23 protein-coding genes are annotated in these 21,441 nt (G+C 53.0%); 20 read left to right on the top strand and 3 right to left on the bottom strand.

The genetic code is table 11. The features are described 5' to 3' along the window. The first annotated feature begins 212 nt into the window (after positions 1-212). The 12 genes from B9T62_RS21680 to metE all read left to right on the top strand — a co-directional run bounded on the left by B9T62_RS21680 (position 213) and on the right by metE (position 12,302). Complete coding sequence (locus tag B9T62_RS21680; RefSeq protein WP_087917201.1) at positions 213-878, top strand: YitT family protein; 666 nt, start codon at positions 213-215, stop codon at positions 876-878. Between the two features lie 196 nt (positions 879-1,074). Beyond that, positions 1,075-1,869: a TIGR00266 family protein gene (locus B9T62_RS21675; RefSeq protein ID WP_087917200.1), complete on the top strand. Its 795-nt coding sequence runs from the start codon at positions 1,075-1,077 to the stop codon at positions 1,867-1,869. 329 nt (positions 1,870-2,198) lie between these two features. Continuing rightward, on the top strand, positions 2,199-2,417 hold the full coding sequence (locus B9T62_RS21670) for a hypothetical protein (protein WP_087917199.1): 219 nt from the start codon (positions 2,199-2,201) through the stop codon (positions 2,415-2,417). 469 nt (positions 2,418-2,886) lie between these two features. Then, complete coding sequence (locus B9T62_RS21665) at positions 2,887-3,051, top strand: hypothetical protein (RefSeq protein WP_169834421.1); 165 nt, start codon at positions 2,887-2,889, stop codon at positions 3,049-3,051. Next, a complete protein-coding gene (locus tag B9T62_RS21660) occupies positions 3,039-3,302 on the top strand; it encodes a hypothetical protein (protein ID WP_087917197.1) in 264 nt (87 codons plus the stop codon). Before B9T62_RS21665 ends, B9T62_RS21660 begins: the two co-directional genes overlap by 13 nt. 441 nt (positions 3,303-3,743) lie before the next feature. Then, the gene (locus B9T62_RS21655; protein ID WP_087917196.1) at positions 3,744-4,445 is read left to right on the top strand and encodes a response regulator transcription factor; all 702 of its coding nucleotides are present in this window, start codon (positions 3,744-3,746) and stop codon (positions 4,443-4,445) included. After that, a complete protein-coding gene (locus B9T62_RS21650; RefSeq protein ID WP_087917195.1) occupies positions 4,442-5,443 on the top strand; it encodes a sensor histidine kinase in 1,002 nt (333 codons plus the stop codon). The genes B9T62_RS21655 and B9T62_RS21650 overlap by 4 nt, the downstream gene beginning before the upstream one ends. Positions 5,444-5,525: 82 nt before the next feature. Next, on the top strand, positions 5,526-6,296 hold the full coding sequence (locus B9T62_RS21645) for an ABC transporter ATP-binding protein (RefSeq protein ID WP_087917194.1): 771 nt from the start codon (positions 5,526-5,528) through the stop codon (positions 6,294-6,296). Then, positions 6,271-8,220, top strand: a complete 1,950-nt coding sequence (locus B9T62_RS21640; RefSeq protein WP_087917193.1) for an ABC transporter permease — start codon at positions 6,271-6,273, stop codon at positions 8,218-8,220. Before B9T62_RS21645 ends, B9T62_RS21640 begins: the two co-directional genes overlap by 26 nt. 17 nt (positions 8,221-8,237) lie before the next feature. Beyond that, on the top strand, positions 8,238-8,861 hold the full coding sequence (locus B9T62_RS21635) for a DedA family protein (protein ID WP_087917192.1): 624 nt from the start codon (positions 8,238-8,240) through the stop codon (positions 8,859-8,861). Between the two features lie 66 nt (positions 8,862-8,927). Continuing rightward, positions 8,928-9,788, top strand: coding sequence for an undecaprenyl-diphosphate phosphatase (locus B9T62_RS21630; RefSeq protein ID WP_087917191.1), 861 nt, complete (start codon positions 8,928-8,930; stop codon positions 9,786-9,788). A 222-nt stretch (positions 9,789-10,010) separates the two neighbouring features. Next, positions 10,011-12,302 carry a 5-methyltetrahydropteroyltriglutamate--homocysteine S-methyltransferase gene (gene metE, locus B9T62_RS21625; RefSeq protein WP_087917190.1) on the top strand — a complete coding sequence of 764 codons (2,292 nt, stop codon included), beginning with the start codon at positions 10,011-10,013 and terminating at the stop codon, positions 12,300-12,302. A 213-nt stretch (positions 12,303-12,515) separates the two neighbouring features. On the opposite strand, the gene B9T62_RS21620 is transcribed toward metE, so the two are convergent. Continuing rightward, complete coding sequence (locus B9T62_RS21620) at positions 12,516-12,668, bottom strand: DUF1540 domain-containing protein (protein WP_087917189.1); 153 nt, start codon at positions 12,666-12,668, stop codon at positions 12,516-12,518. A gap of 349 nt (positions 12,669-13,017) precedes the next feature. Between B9T62_RS21620 and B9T62_RS21615 the strand changes: the two genes are divergently transcribed. The 4 genes from B9T62_RS21615 (at position 13,018) to B9T62_RS21600 (ending at position 16,604) form a co-directional block, all read left to right on the top strand. Then, a complete protein-coding gene (locus B9T62_RS21615) occupies positions 13,018-14,136 on the top strand; it encodes a DUF4349 domain-containing protein (RefSeq protein ID WP_157793954.1) in 1,119 nt (372 codons plus the stop codon). A gap of 355 nt (positions 14,137-14,491) precedes the next feature. After that, the gene (locus B9T62_RS21610) at positions 14,492-14,731 is read left to right on the top strand and encodes a hypothetical protein (RefSeq protein WP_087917187.1); all 240 of its coding nucleotides are present in this window, start codon (positions 14,492-14,494) and stop codon (positions 14,729-14,731) included. Between the two features lie 366 nt (positions 14,732-15,097). After that, positions 15,098-15,478, top strand: a complete 381-nt coding sequence (locus B9T62_RS21605; protein WP_245863970.1) for a BlaI/MecI/CopY family transcriptional regulator — start codon at positions 15,098-15,100, stop codon at positions 15,476-15,478. A gap of 1 nt (position 15,479) precedes the next feature. Beyond that, positions 15,480-16,604, top strand: coding sequence for a M56 family metallopeptidase (locus B9T62_RS21600; protein WP_087917186.1), 1,125 nt, complete (start codon positions 15,480-15,482; stop codon positions 16,602-16,604). A 269-nt stretch (positions 16,605-16,873) separates the two neighbouring features. Here B9T62_RS21600 and msrB read toward each other — a convergent pair whose 3' ends face one another. Beyond that, entirely contained in the window at positions 16,874-17,860 is a 987-nt protein-coding gene (gene msrB / locus B9T62_RS21595) for a peptide-methionine (R)-S-oxide reductase MsrB (protein WP_087917185.1), read from the bottom strand. Positions 17,861-17,950: 90 nt separating this feature from the next. Further along, positions 17,951-18,568: a TVP38/TMEM64 family protein gene (locus tag B9T62_RS21590; protein WP_087917184.1), complete on the bottom strand. Its 618-nt coding sequence runs from the start codon at positions 18,566-18,568 to the stop codon at positions 17,951-17,953. Between the two features lie 153 nt (positions 18,569-18,721). Between B9T62_RS21590 and B9T62_RS21585 the strand changes: the two genes are divergently transcribed. The 4 genes from B9T62_RS21585 to B9T62_RS21570 all read left to right on the top strand — a co-directional run bounded on the left by B9T62_RS21585 (position 18,722) and on the right by B9T62_RS21570 (position 21,426). Beyond that, positions 18,722-19,654, top strand: coding sequence for a Gfo/Idh/MocA family protein (locus tag B9T62_RS21585; protein WP_087917183.1), 933 nt, complete (start codon positions 18,722-18,724; stop codon positions 19,652-19,654). A 20-nt stretch (positions 19,655-19,674) separates the two neighbouring features. Next, positions 19,675-20,001: a hypothetical protein gene (locus tag B9T62_RS21580; RefSeq protein WP_087917182.1), complete on the top strand. Its 327-nt coding sequence runs from the start codon at positions 19,675-19,677 to the stop codon at positions 19,999-20,001. 124 nt (positions 20,002-20,125) lie between these two features. Next, positions 20,126-20,443, top strand: coding sequence for a winged helix-turn-helix transcriptional regulator (locus tag B9T62_RS21575; RefSeq protein ID WP_087917181.1), 318 nt, complete (start codon positions 20,126-20,128; stop codon positions 20,441-20,443). A 254-nt stretch (positions 20,444-20,697) separates the two neighbouring features. Then, positions 20,698-21,426 (top strand): hypothetical protein, encoded by a 729-nt coding sequence (locus B9T62_RS21570; RefSeq protein WP_087917180.1) that lies wholly within the window; start codon positions 20,698-20,700, stop codon positions 21,424-21,426. Positions 21,427-21,441 lie beyond the last annotated feature (15 nt).

Here is a 21,441-nt window from a genome sequence, read left to right as displayed (position 1 = left end):
GACGATTCCCCAAAGGACGATTTGGAAACGTTATGATCTGTCTTATACTTAGCTTCCCTGTAGAATGTGCGCCAACCGTTGTTAATTGACGAACGCCACCTCTGCGAGGGAAGGGAGCTATTGTATGCGAAGGAGCAACATCTCCTCCGGTTATACCCATCGTAGAGGCGCGCAAGACGTCTAGCCGCCATATACGATAAGGGGAGACCTGTATGAGGAAACACAAGAACGGGGTACACGCTTTACTCCGCTTGACAGTCATTTTGTTTGGAACTTTTTTGCTTGCTTTTACCTATTACCACATCAATTATCAGAATCATCTGACCGAGGGCGGATTCGTAGGCCTGTCGCTGCTCGGCAAGTATGTACTGGGGATTTCGCCTTCCATCACCATTCTTGTGCTGGATATACCCGTACTCTTAATTGCAATGTTCTACAAAGGAAAAACGTTCGTCTGTCATACCTTCATTTCAGTAGGAGCCTTTACATTGTTCTACGGTCTGATGGAGCGTTATTCCGGATTCGTCATAAATCTGCAGGATAATCTGCCGCTGGCGGCATTGTTGTCCGGTATACTTACAGGTTTAGGAGCGGGTATGGTCCTGCGTGGCGGCGGGGCGAGCGGCGGTGACGATATTCTATCGCTGCTGATCAGTGAATGGAAGGGAATCAAGGTAGGTACAGTGTTTATTATTATGGATGTTGTCGTACTGGCGTTGTCTCTGTTCTATATGCCGCTGAAGGAAACCATGTACACGGTGATGGCCGTAGTCGTAGCAGGCTATGTGATTACCTTTACAACTTCCCTCGGCAGACCCAAGCTGGTCAAGGTACCGAAGCTTCAGAAGAAGCTGGGCCAGGCACAGGATGTACATTGAAGCCTTGTCAGCTAGGGAACCCTGCTCCTTTTACGCAGTTATACTTAGATTAAAGTCAGCTCTTATTATAAGAGTTGGCTTTTTTCTTATGTCATATGAACGGTTGCCGGTTCGCTGAGATGGCCGGAATCATGCGCAACCACAGGCAGGTTAAGGGCGTATAAAGTTTGAAGTGCCAACAAGGAGGAATAGCGGGATGAGTGCTCATGAGATCGATTATGTCATTATGGGTGAGGAAATTCAGTGTGTGGAGGTACAGCTCGATCCAGGCGAAAGTGTAATTGCCGAAGCGGGCAGCTTCATGATGATGGACCCGGAGATCACGATGGAGACGATTTTTGGCGACGGCAGCGGAAGCGCCAGAGGCGGCGGGCTGGTGGGCAAGCTGATGGGGGCAGGCAAACGGCTGCTGACCGGAGAAAGCTTGTTCATGACCGTATTTACCCACAGTGGAGGTTATGGACGTAAGAGTGTGACCTTTGCAGCCCCTTATCCGGGCAAAATCATCCCCCTCGACCTCCAGCAGTACGGCGGCAAAATCATCTGCCAGAAGGATTCCTTCCTCTGCGCGGCCAAAGGCGTGTCAATCGGCATTGAGTTCCAGCGAAAGCTGGGGGCTGGTTTTTTTGGCGGGGAAGGTTTTATTATGCAAAAAATGGAGGGTGACGGCCTGGCCTTTGCCCACTCCGGCGGCTATGTGTTGGAGCGTACGCTGCAGCCCGGGGAGACGATCAAACTCGATACCGGCTGTCTGGTGGCGATGACCTCATCAGTGGATTACAATATTGAAATGGTCAAAGGGGTCAAAACCGCCTTGTTCGGCGGCGAGGGCCTGTTCTTCGCCACCCTGCGCGGACCGGGCAAGGTCTGGGTGCAGTCGCTGCCGTTCAGCCGGATGGCGGACCGCATCCTGTCCGCGGCCGGCAATGCCGGGCGCAAGGAAGAAGGCAGCATCCTCGGCGGACTGGGCAATCTGCTGGATGGCCGGTAGAACGGATGGTTGCGGGGAGAGCCGTGGGTGAACGATGTTCATCCACGGCTTTTTTGCTGCTATAAATAAATGGAGAACAGAGTGGAATAGTTGGCTAAACAACCGATAGTGCTTATTACAGGGGCCTCCGGGTCCGGTTAGACAACAGTAATTCCAGAGCTGCTGCGACTCTGTCCCGAGCATATTATTCTCGATCTGGACCAGCTGCCTGGTCTTATGGACGACTGGGATCTGATCAAAAATGTATGGTTTCACGTCGCCGATCAAATGACCGTAAGCGGCAGGCTGACCATTCTGTGCGGAACCTTCATGCTGAGGAGTTCGAGCGGATGGTACTGAAGGCGCACTTTCAGCCGATATTTGTGGGCTTGTACTGTGAAGACGAGATCAGAGCGCACAGACTGCTGGCCCGGGGCTGGAGCGCGCAAGCGGTGGAGGATCACCGGAACTTCAACCGCTGGCTGCTGCAGAACGCCGATACCGCCTTCACCCCGCCCATGCCCCTGATTGATACGAGCGTGGCTGCACCTGATGAAGTAGCAATGTAAGATTAAGGCGTATATTGATGTAGAAGTGTTGTTAAAGTAACAAGGGTTTACTGGTGTAGGGTGAGAACTGCTGAGCGGAAGCGGCGAAGTGGGTGGAATGAGAGGCAAAAAGGCCTTTGAATGGCGCGGAAGTGACTATATGAGGGGATGAGGGACGGATTTGTTATAGAAATGTGCACTGCGGCAACTGTTGTGTGTGTAATATCAGCCATCCCCATAAGTTACGTCCATCCTAGTTACCTGTTACATAAATAAGAGATAAATCCCTTAATTCAAACTCAAACAGTCATTATAAGCTTCTTCGCCACCCAGCCGCCACTCTCGCCGTTATGCTTTTTGAGCTCCCCCACCGCCTAGAGCTCACCCCGGCCACGCTTTAACTGGTGTGCGGCGAGAACTGCTGCTCGAATGCAGCGATGCGGAAGAGATAAGAGGCAAAAATGCCTCTGAAGTATGCGGAAGTGGCGATGTGGGCGGAATGAGAGGCAAAAATGCCTTTGAATGGTGCGGAAGTGGCGATGTCGGCGGAATGAGAGGCAAAAATGCCTTTGAAGTGTGCGGAAGTGGCGATGTAGGCGGAATGAAGGCAAATATGCCTTTGAATGGTGCGGAAGTGGCAGTTTGGATGAAATGAGAGGCAAAAATGCCTTTGAATGGTGCGGAGGTGGCGATGTGGGCGGAATGAGAGGCAAATATGCCTTTGAATGGTGCGATTGTGGCGATGTGGGCGGAATGAAAGGCAAATATGCCTTTGAATGGTGCGGAAGTGGCGATGTAGGCGGAATGAGAGGCAAATATGCCTTTGAAGTGTGCGGAGGTGGCAGTTTGGATGAAATGAGAGGCAAAAATGCCTTTGAATGGTGCGTACGTGGCGAAGAGGTGTGATGAGAAGCGGATTTGTTATAGTAATGTGCGTCTACGGTACTGTTGTGTGTGGAATATCAGCCAAGTCTCGTAATTAACATCCATCCTGGTTACCTGAGACATAAATAAGGGATAAATCCCATATTTTATGTCTGAATCAGCCAAATGCAAGAAAAGTAAGGGATAAATCCCTTATTTTAAGCCGGAATCGGCTAAAAGTGAAAAAAATAAAGGATAAATCCCTTAATTTACTCTCGAACGGGCATAGGCTTCATCGCCGAGCCGCCGAGCCGCCACCCTCGCCATTCCGTCTCAAGCGCCCTCCGCGCCTCGTCTCACGCCCCCACCACCTCATCCTCATCTCCCAACACCCCGCCCCCCAATTTGACTATTCTCCCAGCCTGTATATATGATGGGCTATACCCCTCAGTCCGAGTTAGGACTGTGACCGGAGGCATGCCAATGTTCAAAATATTCATTATCGAAGACGACCGTGGCCTGGTAGCGCTGCTGCAGGACTATCTACATAAATTTGGTTACGAAACCCAGGCGGTGGAGCAGTTTGAACAGGTGCGCCAGCAGTTTGAGGCATTTGCGCCACATCTGGTGCTGCTGGATGTCAATCTGCCGAAATACGACGGCTACTACTGGTGCCGCCAGATTCGCGGTATCTCCACCTGTCCGATTCTGTTCCTGTCTGCCCGCGACGGCAAGATGGATCAGGTAATGGCACTGGAGAACGGGGCGGATGATTACATCACCAAGCCGTTCGACTACGAGATTGCCATGGCCAAGATCAAAAGCCAGCTGCGCCGCGCCTACGGCACCTATGCGGGTAGCAACAATGAACGGAGCCTGAGTGTAGGCGGAATGACGCTCGACGTGGAGCGGCTCAGCCTGACGCGGGGAGAGACAAAGATCGATCTCAGCCATACCGAAGCCAAAATTCTCGATGAGCTGATGAAAAAATCCGGCATCCTGGTCACCCGAGACCGGCTGCTGGAGAAAATATGGGATGACCAGGCTTTTGTGGATGAGAATACGCTGAATGTTTACGTTACCCGTGTGCGCAAGAAGCTGGCTGCGCTTGGCATCACGGACGGCCTGCAGACCGTACGCGGACAGGGCTACCGGCTGTATCCCAATTGGGAGGATGAGGAATGAGATTATTTCTGAGAGAGCAGCTTCCGCTGCTCGCCGTGTATATTGCCCAACTGCTGATCGTCACCCTGGTATACCGGCTTGATGGCGGCAGCAGTGTGAACGTCAGTCTCTATGCGGCGGTGCTCAGCACCTGTCTGCTGATCGCCTATCTGGCGGCGCGTTACCTCAGCAACCGTTCTTTTTATGAGCGGATGGAGAGCACGCCTTCTTCCCTTGAGGATTCAGGGGGGCCGAGCCAGAGCTCGCCGCTGGCGGACAGCCTGCGCAGACTGCTTGCCCACCAGTTCCGGCTCTACAAAAACGATCTGCACAGCTACCGCCACAAGCTGGAGGAGCATGTGCATTTCATCAACCAGTGGGTGCATGGGATGAAGACCCCGCTGTCGGTCATCCACCTGATCATTCAGGACAAGGACGGACCGCCGTTTACTGCGATTGGAGACGAGCTGGACCGACTCAAAAAAGGGCTGGACACCGTGCTCTACTCCGCCCGTCTGGATACATTCGAGCATGACTTCTATGTCGAGCGGCTGGAGCTTACGAAGCTGGTGCGCAGTGTGACCTCCGAGCAGAAGCGGCTGTTTATCCGCAACCGTGTATTCCCTGTCATTGAGATGGAGAGCGCCATATCCGTGGCCTCCGATGAGAAATGGCTCTCCTTTGTGCTGACTCAGCTCATTACGAATGCCGTGCGTTACACCGTGGAGACGGGCAAAAATATAGTGTTTCGCGGCTACCTGCAGGAGGGGAACCTGCCTGTACTGGAAATTCGCGACGAGGGAGTGGGCATTCCGCAGGGGGATCTGCCGCGGGTGTTTGATCCTTATTTTACAGGAGTCAATGGGCGGAGCTTTCAAGAATCTACCGGCATGGGCCTCTATCTGGTCAAACAGATCTGCGGCAAGCTGGGCCATGAGGTCACGATCTCATCAGAGGTTGGCGTAGGCACGACGGTGCGTATCTGCTTCCGGGACACAGGGCAACTTACAATTGTGTAAGGTAACTGTAAGTTTCAGAAATAGATGCAGAGGTTTACAGTTAGTATAATAAAGGCAATCCAGCGACAGAAGGAGCATTCCCTTGCCCATATTAGAGGTTCATCATCTATCCAGAATATATGAAGGCAAGGTGTCGACGCACGCGCTGACCCATATTGATTTCGCAGTGGACAAGGGAGAATTCGTGGGCATCATGGGTCCTTCAGGCAGCGGCAAAACCACACTCCTGAACGTCATAGCCACCATCGACCAGCCCACCTCCGGCCAGATTCTGATCAGCGGCAGCGATCCGAACCGCTTGCGCCGCAAGGACAAGGCGTTGTTCCGCCGCCATGAGCTGGGATTCGTGTTCCAGCATTTCAATCTGCTCGATACGCTGAGCGTGGAGGAGAACATCGTGCTGCCGCTGACGCTGGCCGGAGCAAGGGTGCCGGAGATTGAGCAGCGGCTGCAGGAGGTGGCTGTACGGCTGGAGCTGGCGGAGCTGCTGGAGCGGCGCACTTCCGAACTGTCGGGCGGACAGATGCAGCGGGTCGCCATTGCCCGGGCAATGATCCACCGGCCTTCGCTGATTCTGGCGGATGAGCCGACGGGCAGCCTGGATTCCCGGGCCGCATCCGAGGTCATGCAGAGGCTGACGGACGTCAATGAGGCGGAAGGAACTACGGTGCTGATGGTGACCCATGATGCCGTGGCGGCAAGCTTTTGCCGCCGGGTGATTTTTATCAAAGACGGGCGGTTCTACAGTGAACTGTACCGGGGAAGCAGCCGCGCTGCTTTTTTCCAGAGCATTATTGATATGCTGTCCTTGCTGGGAGGAGCCGGTTATGAACTTTCGGCAGTTCGCCTATAGAAATGTGACCCGCAGCAAGCGCAAATATGCCGCTTATTTCGTCAGCAGCGCCTTCTCGGTGATGGTGTTCTTCCTGTGCGCTTTGTTTATCTATCACCCGGACTTGTCCGGCGATCTGGTACTGGACATGGCAGCCCGCTCCATGATGGTGGCAATATTCATTATTTATCTGTTCTGTTCCTTGTTTGTGCTGGTGTCTGTGGGTTCCTTTTTGCATTCGCGCAAGGCCGAGTTCGGACTGCTGCTGCTGCACGGGATGACGAGACATCAGCTGTATAAGATGGTTTTTCTGGAAAATATGCTGATCGGCTCCGCCGCGATCTTCACTGGTACGGTGCTTGGAATGCTGCTCGGCAAGCTGTTCCTGATGATCGGTGCCCGTTTCCTGGGGCTGGCTTCGCTGCCCTTCTATCTGCCCTGGCAGGCCCCGGTGCTCACCGTCAGCAGCTTCGCCTTGCTGTTCATGCTGATCTCGCTGTGCACCTTCGTGCTGATCGGCAACAAGCCGCTTACCCGCATGTTCCGGCCGCACCCGCAAGGGGAGGAGAAGCCGGCAACATCGCCTCTGGGACCCTTGCTGGCGGCAATCATGCTGCTGGGCGGGTATGTGATGGCCTCAACGGCGACGGCGGCTTCGGTGCAGCGGGTGATGTTTCCGGTGGTGGCTATAACCGTGCTGGGCACGTACCTTTTTTATACCCGGCTCAGCCTGTATATCGTGCAGCGGGTCATGAATGTGCGCCGCTTTCTGTGGCACCGTACGAATATGATTATGCTGACCGGCCTGGCCTACCGCTGGAGAACCAATGGACGGATGCTGTTTATGGTGACGATCGTTTCGGCGATTTCCTTCACCTCAGTGGGTGTGTTTGCTTCCATTCATACATTGTCCAGGGAGCTGAAGCTGGATTATCCGGCAGCGGTGGGCTTTGTGGCTAAAGGCGCTCACGCAGGTCCCGACTCACAGCAGCAGCTGGCCGGCATCCGGGAGGAGCTGGCGCAGCTGGGGCTTCCGTTCGAGCAGCTGACGCTGGAGGTCAAGTACGCGGCCGTAGCTTCGCAGACCGGGCCGGACCGCACCGAGCGGCTGCCGCTTATATCCGATAGTGACTACAGGCTGGCGCTGCAGAAGGCGGGGTTCACTTCGGATGAGCCTCCGCTTGCCGGAGATACAGGCCTGGTCATGATTGGCTCCCAGCGCGACCGCAGCCTGACACCCGGGCGGCAGAAGGTGGTGTACACTCTGCAGCAGGGTCTTAGCATCCGTGAGGGCGGGTACACCCGGCATGTGCCAATCGCCGAATACCTGCTGCCTGAGCTGGACGGCCGGGATGGCGGCGATTTCAGCGGGCTGGTGGTCAGCGATGAGCTGTACCGGCAGATTGAGCCGGTGCAGACAGACAGCTACAGCGGCTTCTATCTGGAGGACTTCCCACAGACGGTTGGCATTGCCGCCGAGCTGGCGAAGCGGGGCAAACTTGCTTACGAAAGTGATGCTCCCTATGCCATAGTGGTCAGCGGAACCCTGTTTGAGATTCAGCGGACGCTCTACAGTACCATGCTGTTTGCCTCTTTGCTGGTAGGTACGGTGTTTTTTATCGCTGCAGGCAGCTTCCTGTATTTCCGGCTGTACAGCGATCTGGATCATGACCGGCTGCAATATGCTACCTTGTCCAAGATGGGCTTTACGGACCAGGAGCTGGACCGGATGGCTACGCTGCAGCTGGCACTGCTCTTTTTTGTTCCGGTCCTGCTGGCAGGGCTGCACAGTTTGTTTGCTTTTATCGCCCTGCAGCGTTTGTTCTATCTGTCCATTGCCGCGGAAACAGGGGCTGTGCTTGCCGGCTACCTGGCTGCCCAAGGATTGTATTTCTTGTTTATCCGCAGCCGTTATTTGCGCAATCTGAAGAAGAATCTCATCTGAATGCGGAGGGGTAAGAAATGAAAGTTTGGATTACCGATTTTATGGAGCATTTTGGTTACCTCGGAATTTTTCTGATGCTGGCCCTGGAGAATGTTTTCCCGCCGATTCCTTCGGAGGTCATTTTGCCGTTCGGGGGGTTCATGACGACTACGTCCAGCATGACTATAACTGGCGTAGTTCTGGCAGCTACCGGCGGTTCGCTGCTGGGCGCGGTCATCCTCTACTATATCGGGCGGCTGCTTGATGTAAGCCGGATGGAGCGGCTGGTGGACCGCTGGGGCGGCATCATCCGCATCAGCAAGAAGGATATTCATAAAGCCGACGCCTGGTTTGACAAATACGGCTATTGGACGGTGTTATTCTGCCGGATGATTCCGCTGGTCCGCAGTCTGATCTCGATCCCTGCAGGCATGTCGGGAATGAAGTTCGGCGTATTCATGCTGTTCACCACCATCGGCACCTTGGGCTGGAACGTGCTGCTTGTGTTCATCGGCGCAGCATTGGGCGAATCCTGGGAGGATATCGGAGCCTACATGAATGTGTACTCCAATGTGGTCTATGTGCTGCTGGCTGTCGGCTTCGTTGTGCTCGGAGCGCTGTATCTGCGCAAACGCAGCCGGAGAATCAAGGCGCGCGAATAGCAGGAGCGGCTCAAGAACACGCATGGTCATAACTAAAATGAATAACCAATTAAAGGGGGGCATCACATGGAGCTGTTCACGATCATTAAAGCTATTATTCTAGGGATTGTAGAGGGGTTAACCGAGTTTGCTCCCGTGTCCTCCACGGGCCATATGATTATCGTCGATGATATGTGGCTCATGTCGCAGGAATTTCTCGGAAAATACACAGCAAATACGTTCAAGGTAGTCATTCAGCTTGGCTCGATCCTGGCGGTAGTCATTATTTTCCGCAACCGGTTCATTGATCTGCTGGGCCTGAAGCGGTTCAGCCGTAAGCAGCTGGAGCCGGTCTCCACGGGAGAACCCCAGCCAGAAACAGAAGGCCGGCTTAAGCTGGCTCAGGTAATTGTAGGATTAATTCCTGCCGGTGTGCTGGGCCTGCTATTCGAGGACTATATTGATGAGCATCTCTTCTCCACGTCTACCGTGCTGATCGGGCTGGTGATTGGTGCATTGTTTATGATTGCTGCGGATCTGTTCGCTCCCAAGAAGACCAAGGTAGAGAGCGTGGATCAGATTACATACAGACAGGCGCTGACGGTTGGATTCATCCAGTGCTTCTCGCTGTGGCCGGGGTTCTCCCGCTCGGGGTCGACGATTTCCGGCGGGGTGCTGCTGGGCATGAGCCACCGTGCCGCGGCTGACTTCACCTTCATTATGGCTGTGCCGATCATGGCCGGGGCAAGTCTGATCTCGCTGGTCAAGAACTGGCAGTATTTCACGCTCGACGCGCTGCCGTTCTTCATTGCCGGGTTCATCAGCGCCTTCCTGTTCGCGCTGCTGTCGATGCGTTTCTTCCTGAAGCTGATCAACCGGATCAAGCTGCTGCCGTTTGCTATATACCGGATTATCCTTGCCGGAGTAGTCTATCTCGTGTTTTTCTAAACTTGCTATAAGGAATCTGTATAGCTGAAGCCCCTGGAATCCGTTGCGGATTCCAGGGGCTTCAGCTATGATGGCATCTAATAGCAGGCACAGCCGGCGGGAAACAGCAGGGCAGGGAATCGTTGCATCCCTTAGGTGAGTATTTAAGTAGGTATAGTTAGATATATAAGAAATAGGAGCAACAATCCAGATAATGATTATTGAAGAGGGAGATGTGTACAAATGACACAGAAGTTTACACTTAGCAATCTCGGGTATCCAAGGATCGGCAAGAATAGAGAATGGAAAAAAACACTGGAAGCCTTCTGGGCTGGCAAGCTGGATGAAGCGGCGTTCCGCAGTGAGATGGAGACGATCCAGCTTCAGCATTGGAGCGCCCAGAAGGAAGCGGGGATTGAGCTAATTCCGGTGAACGACTTCACCTTCTATGATCACGTGCTGGATACAGCCGTGATGTTCGGAATTGTCCCTCCGCGTTACGGATATGGCGGTGGTGAGGTTGATCTGGACTTGTACTTCGCCATGGCGCGCGGCAATGCCGAAGCTACAGCCAGCACCATGACCAAATGGTTCAATACCAACTACCATTACATTGTCCCGGAGATTGGGGATCAGACTCCAAGACTGACCACGAACAAACCGCTGGAGGCCTACCGTTTAGCCAAGGCCAAGGCGGGGATTGAAGGCAAACCGGTGATTCTTGGCCTGTACACCTTCCTGAAGTTGTCCAAAGGCTTCCCGGCTTCCGAGCTGCCGAAGGTTGCAGCCCGTTTCCTGCCGGTATATATCCAGCTGCTGCAGGAGCTGAAGCAGGAAGGGGCAGCCTGGGTACAGGTTGACGAGCCTGCCATTGTTACGGGACTGGAGGCGGCTGAAATCAAGCTGCTGGAATCCATCTATGGTGAAATTGCCGCCGCGGTGCCTGGTTTGAAGCTGCTCCTGCAGACCTATTTCGAAGCGGCTGAACCGCTGGAGCAACTGCTTACGCTTCCGGTGCAGGGGCTGGGTCTTGATTTCGTACACGATGGTGGAGCGAATCTCGCCGCGATTGAGCGTCTGGGCTGGCCAGCCGACAAATGGCTGGGCGCAGGCGTTATTGACGGGCGTAACATCTGGCGTGCCGATCTGGATGACAAGCTTGCGCTGGTCGGCAAGCTGGCCGCGCTTGTCCCGGCGGAGCAGCTGATTCTGCAGCCTTCCTGCAGCCTGCTGCATGTGCCGGTCACGGTACAGGGAGAGGACAAGCTGAAGGACGCAGTACGCCAGGCGCTGGCGTTCGCCGATGAGAAGCTGGCCGAGCTGAGCCTGCTCGGCGCCGTGCTGAATGGCGGAAGCCGCGAAGCGCTGGCCGAGAGCCGCGCGGCGCTGGCTGCGTTCCGCGCGCTGCCGGAGCGCAGACGGCAGGATGTGGCACAGCAGGCGGAGACGCTGCAAGGCCAGCGGGACTGGCGCGGGCTGCCCTATGCGGAGCGTCTGCCGCTGCAGCGCCAGAAATGGCAGCTGCCGCTGCTGCCGACCACGACCATCGGCAGCTTCCCGCAGACGGTGGAGGTACGCCAGGCCCGGCTGAAATGGCGCAAAGGTGTCTGGAGCCAGGAGCGGTATGACGGCTTCATCCGCCAGCAGATCGAAGAAGCGATTACCATTCAGGAGGAGTTGGGCCTGGATGTGTTGGTGCACGGGGAATTCGAGCGGACAGACATGGTGGAGTTCTTCGGCGAGCAGCTGGACGGCTACCTGTTCACGCGCGGCGGCTGGGTGCAGTCCTACGGCTCGCGCTGTGTCAAACCTCCGGTCATCTATGCCGATGTGGCCTATGTGAAGCCGATGACTGTCAAGGAAAGCCTGTATGCCCAGTCGCTGACTAAGCTCCCGGTCAAAGGCATGCTGACCGGTCCGGTCACCATTCTCAACTGGTCCTTTGTACGCGACGACCTGAGCCGCGAGGAGGTTGCCCGTCAGATCGCGCTGGCGCTGCGGCATGAGATTCAGGCACTGGAAGAGGCCGGCATTGAGATGATCCAGGTAGACGAACCGGCGATCCGCGAAGGACTGCCGCTCAAAGCCAAAGACCACGAGCACTACCTGAACTGGGCGGTCAGATCCTTCCGCATTTCCACCAATCAGGTCAAGCCCACCACTCAGGTGCATACGCATATGTGCTACAGTGATTTCAATAACATGATTGATTCCATCTCTGCTATGGATGCCGATGTGATCTCCATCGAGACCTCGCGCAGCCACGGCGAGCTGATCGCCAGCTTCGAGGAGCGGGCATATGACAAAGGCATCGGCCTTGGTGTTTACGATATTCACAGTCCGCGTGTGCCAGCGGTAGCGGAGATGGCGGCTAATATCAGCCGCGCCTTGCGGGTGCTGGACCCGCAGCAATTCTGGATCAATCCCGATTGCGGGCTGAAGACAAGAGGCTGGCCGGAGACGATTGCCGCGTTGCGCAACATGGTGGCGGCTGCGGAGGAAGCCAGGGAGCAGGTCTCAGCCGGAGTTCGTTAACGGGCGGGGTGAAGTACTGATCCAACAACTCTCATAGAAAAAAGGATGCCGTTCCTTGAAGGACGGCATCCTTGTGCTCATAATAGCTAATCAGCGGTATCCCACCAGTTTGATGGGTTTATTTTTGGAGAAACACTTGATAATAATTCTCATCCTTGATAGAATAAGAAACAAGAAAAGAAGGAACCATGCCCGGTCCCTTCTCGTTACAGCTTATTTGCTTTCAAAGGTTTTGCAGTCTGTTTCTTCAGAGCGTGTAGGTTCTTTAGCACTATGGAATGCTACATAGATGGATTCAGCGTCGCATTTGTTCTCTTCTGCCCAGTGAGTGCAGGAGTTCACTTCGCAAACAACGTCTTTTGCCATTAGGGTTCACCTCCCTTGGTAGGTAATGAATACATTAGCTGTTCAGCAAGGTGGAGCTTGTCCGAGCAGCACCATGCCCTTATTCTGTTAAGAATGGAGGGTATTTGGTGTATATTAGTTCGTTAATCATTGCAATTGTACCAAATAACGTAAGCTTTCGCAATCCGAACGGTATATCCGGCGGTTTTTTTTGCGTTCTGCGTCCGGAACTGCAACCTTCCAACATTTGGAACGTCAAAGAACTATAACCGAAAGAGATTCTTGCCTAGATGAGGACATTTCGGAGGATTCATCAGCGGTAATCCGCAGGCGAGCGGAGTATCGACTATTTTACTCTGGAGGAATGTGCATGCGTAAGTGGGGTCTGCATTTCTTGTGTGTTTTGATTCTTGCTCTGGTTGTGGCGGGGTGTGGTTCAGGTTCGGACAATAATAGCTCGGCAGACAGTGGCGCTATGCAGAATGGTTTGGTAGAGAGTAGCACCGCAAGCGACCAAGCAATGGAAGCGCCTGCCGCAGAGGCAGCGGCCCAGGTCGCAGGTGGAGATGGCGGTAACAGCGGTGATCCTGTGGTAATGGGAACTACAGCCGAGAATACCGCCGACACAGCCGGAGCCGCCGGATTTACCGGCAGCGATGTAGTTGCAGGACTGAACAAGAAGCTGATCTACCGCGGCAATCTGACGATGGAAGTGGAAGACTATGGCAAGGCGCAGACAGAAGTGCGCAACATGGTAACGATGGCGAACGGCTATATTATTGAATTTAACGAGAATGTCTCCGAGTATGAGCAGGGCGGTACTTTTATCATGAAAGTGCCTGCGTCCGGGTTCTCTTCGTTCCTGAACAATCTGGAGAAGGTAGCACATCAATCGCTCCAGCGCAGCATACAGGGGCAGGATGTCTCTGAAGAGTATGTCGATCTGGAGTCCAGATTGAAGGCTAAGGTGCTGATGGAACGCCAATATACCGAGTTTATGAGCAAAGCGACCAAATCCGCCGACCTCGTCTCCTTCGCCAATGAGCTGGGCAGAATTCAGGAGGAGATTGAGCAGATTAAAGGCAGAATGCGTTATATTGATCAGAATGTCTCCTTCTCCACGGTGGAGCTGCGGTTGTATGAAACAGAAGCGAAAGACGATGTTCTCACCAAAGCGAAAGGCCCCCTGATGCAGCGGGCTGGGGATGCGCTGAACGGCAGTCTGCATGCACTCTCCGTAATGTTCCAATGGCTGGTGGTGTTCCTGGCCGGAGCCTTCCCGGTATTAATCGTGGCCGCTCTTGTCGGTGCTGTGGTCTGGGTGATCTATAGACGGCGGAGAAGCTCGGAGTCGGAGCAGGTGGAGCGGATTCGGCAGTCGAACCGCGAGCGGTTGCAGGAACAGCAACAACCGGAGCAGCCTTCAGTGGAAGCGGAAGCGGCAGGACCAGAAGCAGTAACCGAGGATGATCCGAAGAGGGATAATTAAGTCTTGGGCTGATGCTTGGGTCTCGGTTGATGAGTCAAGCGGGACCTAAGCTTCACGGTAGCTTCCTAAATCCAATCTGGTGATTTAGCTGCGTAAGTGGGTGCTGCTCAGGCCCGTTATAGGGAATTTATACCACTATTTGATCTCAGTGAGGCTATTGGATAAAGTTATAGGGAGTTTCTCCCGTTAATCACGTCCGATCCGCTTAGAAAAGCCCTCAATAGGCGTAATTAGTGGTAACTTCCCTATACACTCTGGAAATTGAACTTTATCCGAGAATTAACGGTGGTTTTTCCCCATAGCCACCTACACGCAGGGATCGAGACATTGGTTATAATGGGTACTTATGTAATAAATGTGTTTATTTCGATTTTACTACATATCGATTATTGTATCCAAGCTGTTTCGTCAAATTCCCTATAGCGGCATCGGCATGCTGATGGGCAAGGCGGGGGCCGTCCTGCTGACGGGAACGCTGTTCTTCGGCATTGCGACAATCGTTGAGGGATTCTCCTTGTGGCCGGTGCTGACCGGTAGTATGCGGTGGTTCCCGAAACATCAAAAAAACCTCCAACCACAAAATGGAGGCCGCTGAAACTCCAAATCTTACAACAGGATACCAGACCTCATTTCTGAGGGGATGGTATCCTGTTTTCCTGTAGAATAGAGTAATTAAATTCAGGTGGTGTCTCGGATGATTTCAAACCAACAATCCCTCAATTTCAGTTCGTTTGAAAGATGTGAACCTGCTCGACATGCTTATTCAAAAAACAGTGGAAGTCTAAGCTGCTACGAAAAGCAGTTTATCAAATCGATGAGAGGTTTATAAGGCTATACCATTCCTGGAAGGAAGGGCATGTGACGGCACGATCCAGATTTTATCTTTTCGATTTTTTAGGTTTGACATATGTTTAAGGCAAATGTAGAATATCGTTGTAGGCAATTGCCTTAAAGGAGTTGAATGATAGAGGTCATGAAAAAAATGCCAGATGCGGAGTTTGACATTATGAAAGTGGTGTGGGCCAATGATCCCCCTATAACGACCCATATCATTATGCAACAGCTTGGAAATGAAAGGGGATGGAAAGCGCAGACGGTCATTTCTCTTATGTTACGGCTGGTGGAACGTGGCTTTATTCGAACTGAAAAAAAGGGAAAAGAGCGCACTTATTTTCCCCTTATTAGCAAGGAGGACTACCTGAAATTTGAAACGGGCGACTTTATGGAGCGTTTTCATGCGAATTCCTTCGTCAGCTTGGTTGCTACGCTATATGCCGGTAACAAGGTAAAGGACAGTGACCTCGACCAACTGGAAAATTGGCTGAAAGAAAAGAGGGAGTGATATGCAGGGATTTTTAGCTACCCTGCTCCAATGCTCTGTTTCTATGTCGTTGCTGACGCTTGTGTACGCGGCAATACGGCCCCTTTTATCCAAACGATATGCCGCAAAGTGGAATTATAGGGTTTGGCTGCTGCTTGCGGCAGGCTGGATATTCCCCTTTCGTCCACGGATTGACCTGTTAGTTCTCCCTGTGCCCATGCCGGATCTTCCTGTAACGCTTGCGCAATCCATAATAAATACTGTCCCCTTAATGGGTGTTGGGGATAGTGGGAACACTTGGGCAATAACCCCTTTATGGCGGGTGCTTGCAGCGATTTGGGGGTGTGGTATTGTAAGCATCGTACTGTATCATGCTCTGCGGCATGGTCGCTTTATGAAGACGGTACGCCGATGGAGTGAGCCTGTAACCGATGTGAAGGTTCTGGGGATTTTGGACAGTGTAAGCTCGGAACTGGGGATTAACAAACCTATAGGGTTAAGCGTGTGTGAAAGCGTTACAAGCCCAATGCTCGTTGGCTTTTTCCGGCCTGTCATTTTACTGCCGCCTATTAAACTATCAGATGATGCATTGTCTCTGATTCTAAAGCATGAGTTGATTCATTTCAAACGGCACGACCTTTGGTACAAGGCCATGATTTTGACGGCAACTGCGTTTCATTGGTTCAATCCGGTGGTCTATCTCATGGCAAAAGCGGCAGCGGAACAATGTGAAATCTCCTGTGACGCATTGGTCTTACAAAACGCAGATCATCAACGGCGAATGCAATATGGGGAAACCATTATTGCTGTTGCCAGGAACGGGACGAAGCTCCAAATAGCATTGTCTACTAAATTTTATGGAGGGACAAAAGGTTTGAAAAATCGCATTTCTGCAATCATGGACCTCAAAGGGAAGAAGGCTGGTATTTTAATCCTCTGTGTGGCGCTGATGGGAATGATATGGATCGGGTCCGCGTTGACCGCTGCAACTAACGCAGATGACCCTCAAGCATCTATTGCTACTGAAATTGTTACTTCGACTTATGTTAGCGATAGCCATATTGACAGCGATAGCGATATGGATAATGAAGTAACCCGTCTCAAGGAGCTGTTGCGTCGCTACGCAAATAACAATGCATTCAAGTGACAATAAGGAGAAGGCAACCTTTTTAGCGCTATATTCACTGTCAACCACAAAAGAACAATGACACTATTAAGGTAGAAAACATGAAGTAATCCATAAAATAAAGGCGGATTCTCATTCAGAGTTGAATGGAAATTCGCCTTTATCTGTTTTTGGAATTTCACAAAGTCAAAAGCTAACCTTTTTCAGCGGCCTCACAAAATGGTCTGGAGGGTTGTGTAGCGGAAATGTCCCGAATTGGAGCGGAGGCCACCGCGTCCTTCGGTAAAAGGTTATGCGTGCTGGAACAGCACGTGGTATTCGCCGTAGCCTTCCTGCTCCAGCTCTTCCTTCGGCACGAACCGCAGCGCCGCGGAGTTGATGCAGTAGCGCAGACCGTTCTCGTCCGGTCCATCATTGAAGACATGACCGAGATGGGAATCTGCGGTATGGCTGCGTACCTCGGTGCGGACCATCAGATGGCTGAGATCGGTTTTCTCCTTCACGGAGTAATCCCGGATCGGACGGGTGAAGCTGGGCCAGCCGCAGTCGGAATCGAACTTGTCCTTGGAGCTGAACAGTGGTTCGCCGGACACGATGTCCACATAGATGCCGTCCCCATGGTGATCCCAGAACTCGTTGCGGAATGGGGACTCTGTGGCGCTATTCTGTGTTACCTCGTATTGCAGTGGCGTCAGGCGTTCTTTCAGGCTGGCTTTATCTTCCTTGTGGGTCCAGTTGTTCTCGATAAAAGCTTCCCGTCCCGAGCCCTTGCGATACCGCTTGTAATGGCCGGGGTTCTTGCGGTGGTAGCCCTGATGATATTCTTCCGCCGGATAGAACACGGCTGCCGGAAGAATGGGCGTTACAATCGGCTTGGAGAACCGGCCGCTGGCTTCAAGAGCGATCTTGGAAGCCTCGGCCTGCTGTTTCTGCTCCTCGGAATAGGTGAAGATTGCTGTTCCGTAAGAGGTGCCGCGGTCATGGAATTGCCCCCCGGTATCAGTAGGGTCAATCTGCTGCCAGAATAGCTCCAGCAGCTTAGTGTAAGGGAATATAGCGGAATCAAAGGTAATCTGTACCGCTTCCACATGGCCTGTGGTTTCGGAGCAGACTTCCTCATAGGTAGGATTAACTGTATGTCCGCCGGTGTATCCGGAGATAACCTCCAGAATGCCGGGCAATTCCTCGAACGGGGATACCATGCACCAGAAGCATCCGCCTGCGAAGGTGGCTTTTTGCACGGTGGAACCTTGATGTCCAGATTGAATGTCACTCATTAATATCCCTCCATTTGGATAATGCAATTAAATAGATCACAACTTAATTATATAGCATTTATCCCTCAGGTTCCAGCCGAGGCCTGTCAGCTACTCTATTGGCGGAAGTGCAGGCCGCTTGCGCAGAGCCAGCAGGGCTAGTACGATTACAGCTGCGTACAGCAGAACGGCGGCGGCTGCACTTCCCGGATGCTGCAGGAGATTGCCGCCCAGGAAGGCGAATAGGGCAATGCCGGGGATTTTGCCCAGTCCCGAGGCTGCCAGATAACTCCAGAAAGGCAGGCCTGCTGCACCCGCATAGGCATTGACTGCTGTCTGCGGAATAACGGGTGCCAGCCGGGCCAACACTATGGAAGCGAATGGCCGGCTGGCGACAGCGGAGGTGAACCTGCTGAGCGCCGGCGTGCTGGCCAGATACCGCCGGGCAGGCGCCTGGAACAAATACCTAACCCCGGCATACATGATTGCAGCGGCAATATTGGTTGCAGTCCAGCAGATCAGCGCACCCGCGACACTCCCGTAGGCATAGCCGTACAGCCCGATGACAGCCTTGTAGGGAACTACCGGAAACAAGGCCAGCACAGTGGCGGTTGCGATAGATGCCGGCAGACTGTGGTCCTGCTTCATCCAGGCCAGAATGTCCTGCCTATAGATAAAGGCGAGGATAATGCCTGTTATATAGAGAATAATTGTTAGCCATTTGTTCATGTTATTATGTCCTTCCTCCTGCTCATTCATTTCATCATACTGAAAAAAAGTGCATAATTAAAGCAAAGGTCATTGGTGTGCACGTTGGCTCCATGTATAATAGCTTGAAGAGATTCGCGGATAGGCTGTCCCCTGTCCGGAAAGGAAGCATCTATGAATCCAAAACAAACAAGAATCGCGTTGGTTGGGATCGGCGATATTGCCCGCAAGGTCTATCTGCCGTTGCTCTCCCGTCATAGCGGAGTGGAGGTGGCCGGTGTGCTCAGCCACTCATCCTCAACGGTCGAGGAGACGGTGGCTGCTTACCGCCTGCCACGTGGCACCACCAGGCTGGAGGAGCTGCTGTCTTGGAAGCCGGATGCCGTATTCGTGCACAGTCCGACTTCAACCCATTATGAGATTGTGATGCAATGCCTCCGTAGCGGGGTTGCTGTATATGTGGATAAACCGCTGTCCGGAGAATGGGAGCAGTCACAGCGGATGGCAGAGCTGGCCGAAGACAGGGGACTGCTGCTTGGTGTAGGCTTCAACCGGCGGTTCGCCCCGATGGTTACCGCCGCCAGAGACTGGCTGGCGGAGGCGGGGGACTTCAGCCAGGTCTCGGCCATCAAGCACCGGACCCGAGTGCAGCAGGGAAGCAGCAGTGAGACGGTCCATGATGATCTGATCCATATCCTTGACCTGCTTTTGTGGCTGGGCGGAGCAGACGCGGAGCTACTGCAGGATCATCTGGTGTCTGATTCTCAGGGCCGGCTGCTGCAGGCAACAGGCATGCTGGGCTGGAGCAATGGAGCTGCAGGTCTCTACAGCATGGTTCGCGATGCGGGGGCTGACCTGGAGAAGCTGGAGCTGCACGGCGGAGGCCGGTCCGCCGAAGTGACCGATCTGGAGAAGCTGGTATTGTATGAAGCAGGTTCACCCGCGTGCCTTCACTCCTTCGGAAGCTGGGATACGATCCTGGAGCGGAGGGGCTTCAGCGGAGTGGTGGATGAATTCCTAAACCATCTGGACACGCCTCAGCAATGCGGAATTTCTGCTTCACAGGTGCTTCCGGTGCATAAACTGGCCGCGAGGCTTACACATTAACATAAGGGAGCGCAGCAACGATGGAGGAAGACTACCGCAAATCGATGGAAGAACAGATTATTGAGAGCTATAAACGTGATGAGGAAATGATGATCCTGGTATTTGCCCAGTGGTGTGTGAATAACGCACTGGACCCGCATGAGCTGTATCTCGCGGCCTATCCGCACCAGGAGGGCAATGAGGCTCTGCGTAATGCGCTGGCGCTGACGGTTTCCAAGGAAGAGGCAGGGGACATATCCGATGATACAGTGCTGGGTGTACTTTCGTTGTATGGAAACGACGACCTCGCCTATGTGGTGACCGGTGCGATCTCGCAGCGGAAGTCAGGGCAGGACGCCGGAGAGTGACAGCTGCGCTATAATCAGATGGAAGATCAACTTTTTTTTGACAAATGATGTTCATCGTGCTTGAAATGTGGTAAAATTATATATACTAACTAATGGTAAGTTAAGCTGGTGAGAGGTGAGAACAATGGAACAACATCAATTGGCCATGTGCCCCCGTTTCGAGACAGCCTTCTCTTTCTTAGGCAAACGATGGAATGGACTTATTATTCAGACATTGATGAGCGGCCCGAAACGGTTCAAGGATATTTCCGGTCTGATTCCGTCCATGAGCGATAAAATGCTGTCCGAGCGGATGAAGGATCTGGAGCATGAAGGAATTCTGGTGCGGCATGTCTACCCGGAAACTCCGGTGCGGATCGAATATGAACTGACAGATAAAGGCCGTGCACTGGAGCCTGTTATGCAGCAGATTCAATCGTGGGCTGAGAGTTGGGTAGAATAGGACGCAGCAGTCAGGCGTGCGAGCCTCTTTTCCGTTAGCGGAAAAGAGGCTTTTTATAAATAGAAGAAAGTAATATTCTTATGAATATCTAAATAAAAATACACTTCACCAAGCCGTATGTAATATAATAGAAAAAACTAATGTCATCAACCATGGTTGCGATTTCATGGTGTCGGATGAGTATAGGTCACGCCGTTCAAAGTCTGAAGTGTGGTGGGAGCCAGCATTCACTAAACTTGCAGGAGGCGAGAAAGATGAAGACAACCCTGTTTGCCCGGGAGATTACGTATGCCAAAGAGGATGTCGCCGAACTGGAGACAGCTTCTCTCAAGGTCCAGCTGATCTACGATAAAGTGCTGCATATGCTCCACATCTATTTGCCCCCATCCTTGTGGGATGCCTGGATCGGTGTTCCCTACAGTGTGATTTCTTCGCTGTATAAAGGAGATCATTCGGACGGGACCGTGTTTCAGAAGTGGATTCATGGACCTTACGGCTGGAAGAATATCGGCTGTGAACGGCATTGTCTGGAGTCTGAGGAGCAAGGGGAACTTATGGCAGGCGGGCTCATCGGAGAGCGCAGGTTCAAATTCCACAATGGCATCCGCCAGAGTATGGTGCTGCAGGCTGTGATCTGGTCGTTGTATGAGAACTCCCTGCGGCTCGGGCCTCTACTGGGCGGGGAGCTGTTCTTTGAGCCAGATGAGCTGGAGGACATCTCCAACTATTTTGTACCCACCTTTCTCAATCCGTCTGCACTGCTTGAACGGTCCAGGCCCTATAAGGAATACCGGGAGCATAATCTGGTTATCTGTCAGGAATGGATTTCAGCCCCGGATGTGGTGCTGCAATGGGAAGGCGGTCTTACCGAAGGCAGGTGGATGACCGGAGTGTATATGGATGAATTCAGGTTCGGCGGTCTCAGCCCGTATCTGAAGGATTCACAGGGGAAGCGAACCTATATGCAGGCTTGCGTTCAATAAAGCGATTTAATTTCA

The organism is Paenibacillus donghaensis (assembly GCF_002192415.1).
Lineage (GTDB): Bacteria > Bacillota > Bacilli > Paenibacillales > Paenibacillaceae > Paenibacillus_AQ > Paenibacillus_AQ donghaensis.
Note: the sequence above shows the minus strand (reverse complement) of the source record. Positions and strands in the feature narration are given on the sequence as shown.